The sequence below is a fragment of the Humidesulfovibrio sp. genome, assembly GCF_035560995.1.
Lineage (GTDB): Bacteria > Desulfobacterota > Desulfovibrionia > Desulfovibrionales > Desulfovibrionaceae > Humidesulfovibrio.
In genome coordinates, this window is record NZ_DATMYK010000013.1 from 1 (window position 1) to 2,002 (window position 2,002).

The 2,002-nt window shown below is 62.0% G+C and carries 1 protein-coding gene and 1 pseudogene; both read right to left on the reverse strand.

Translation table 11 applies throughout. From position 1 onward, the window contains the following. Window positions 1-876, reverse strand: an 876-nt coding sequence (locus VN419_RS00375; protein ID WP_325643259.1) for a 4-hydroxyphenylacetate 3-hydroxylase N-terminal domain-containing protein, incomplete at its 3' end; no start/stop codon positions are given. Between the two features lie 268 nt (window positions 877-1,144). Further along, window positions 1,145-2,002: pseudogene (locus VN419_RS00380) on the reverse strand (hypothetical protein); the annotation flags it as partial.

The window sequence follows — 2,002 nt, forward strand, 5'->3', positions numbered from 1 at the left end:
GTGATAGCCGGCGAAGCGCTCCACCAGGGCGCCGGTGAACTCGTACTCGCCGGCCATGAAGACGTTTTCCCAGGGCACGAAGAGGTCGTCGAAGATCATCATGGCCTCGTGGCCGCCGAACTCCTTGTTGCCCATGTCGAACTGGCCGCCCTCGAGCTTGCGGATGTCACAGGACTGTCGGCCTAAGATGTAGAAGATGCCCTTGGCGTCGGCCGGCGCCACGAAGGACAGGGCGAAGTCGGCGTCTTCCTTCGACATCGTGAGGGTGGGCATCACGAGGATCCAGTGGGAGTTGACGGCACCCGTCTGGTGGGCCTTGCAGCCCCGCACGACGATTCCGTCCTTGCGCCTCTCGACGATGCGGCAGAACAGGTCCGGGTCGGCCTGCTTGCCGGGGTTGAGACCGCGGTCGCCCTTGACGTCCGTCATGGCGCCGTCGACGGTCCAGTCCTCCTCCTGCATCTTGAGCAGGAAGTTCCGGAAGCGCTTGTGGTACTCGCTGCCGAGCTTCTTGTCCATCTCGAAGGTCGTGCTGTCCACGGCGTTGATGGCATCCATGCCCACGCAGCGCTGGAAACAGGCGGCCGTCTTCTGGCCCATGAGGCGCTGCATCTTCACTTTCTTCACCAGGTCCTCGGGGCTCTGATGCAGGTGGCAGAAGCGGTTGATCTTGTTGCCCGTCAGGGAGGACTTGGCCGTCATCAGCTCCGCATACTGCGGGTCCTGCGCAAGCGTGTAGGACATTTTTACGGAATTCATCGAGGGACGGATGATGGGGTGGTCGACGACGTTCTTCACCTCTTCGCCCATCAGGTAGACCTTGAAGTTCATCTTTCGCAGACTCTCTTCGTACTGTTCGGGTGTTTTCAACGGCATAATCCAAAACCTCCTTAAATTTTCCGGGATCCTCTTCACCGACTCGCTGCCCGCCAATCGTGGAAACCCTTGCCTCAGAGCGGTCCGGCGTCAGGAGGTCATGGTCGTGACGGCCATTCCGGCGGAGGATCGTGAGAGGCGCACTTCGGGCGTGAGGTGCGGAATCGGCTCCCGGGTCGGTTCCCGGCCGGCCGCCTGTTTGGTGTCAGGCGGCAGGCCGGGTCAGTTTTCATTCAGAGAACAGGTTGCGATGGGACGGCAAGCCGCATTACTCTCCGCTGATCCGGCTGTTGAAGACGGGATCCTTGGCCTTGTCGTAGGACTGCCACTTGCGGAAGAAATCCTTGCCGTAGATCAGGGCGCAAAGAACGATGCCGACGGCAAAGGCGTAGCCCGCGCCGCGGGAGATCAGCACTGCGCCGACGATGCCGGCGACGCCCAGATCGTTGAAGGTCCGTGCCTTGAGGATGCCCACGCGGACGGCCACGTAGCCCTGGACGAGCATGGTGAGCGAAAGGGCGATGGGCAGGATGGGTTTGACCAGCGTGACGATGGGCGAGAAGAAGTAGCCCGTGAAGGTGCCCCAGCGGAAGGAACCCACACCGCCGAAGAGACTTTCCATGGCGTCCTGGCCGTGCTTGTAGCGCTCGCACTCGACGACCTGCATGGCCGCCCACATGGGGCCGCACATGGAGGCATCGGGGGCGATGAGGGACATGGTGATGTTTCTCAGACCCACGATGATGTTGTTGCGGTTGGCGTCGAAGTGGATGTTCTCGTCGCCGTGCCGGAACTCGCGGGCCTCGTCGATGAGCGCGTCGGCCTGGATCAGCTCGCCGAAGAGCACGATGTAGGTGGCGGCCACGAGAGGGGCCGCATCGAGGTACAGGGACAGCGGCGGGAAGCCGATCCGGTCGGAAAACGGCGTCCACTGGGTAAACAGGGCCGCGAACTGCGGAACCGTGAAGCCCCACTTGATGTCCGGCCAGGGAAGCTCGCCGAAGAGCGGCGCGATGAAGATGGCAAGGATCAAGGCGGGCATGAGACCCAGGTCGGACAGGTACTTGAAGCCGACGTGCTTGGAGCGAAGCGTTTTGAAGTGGTTCGAAAACAGGATGTAGAAGGC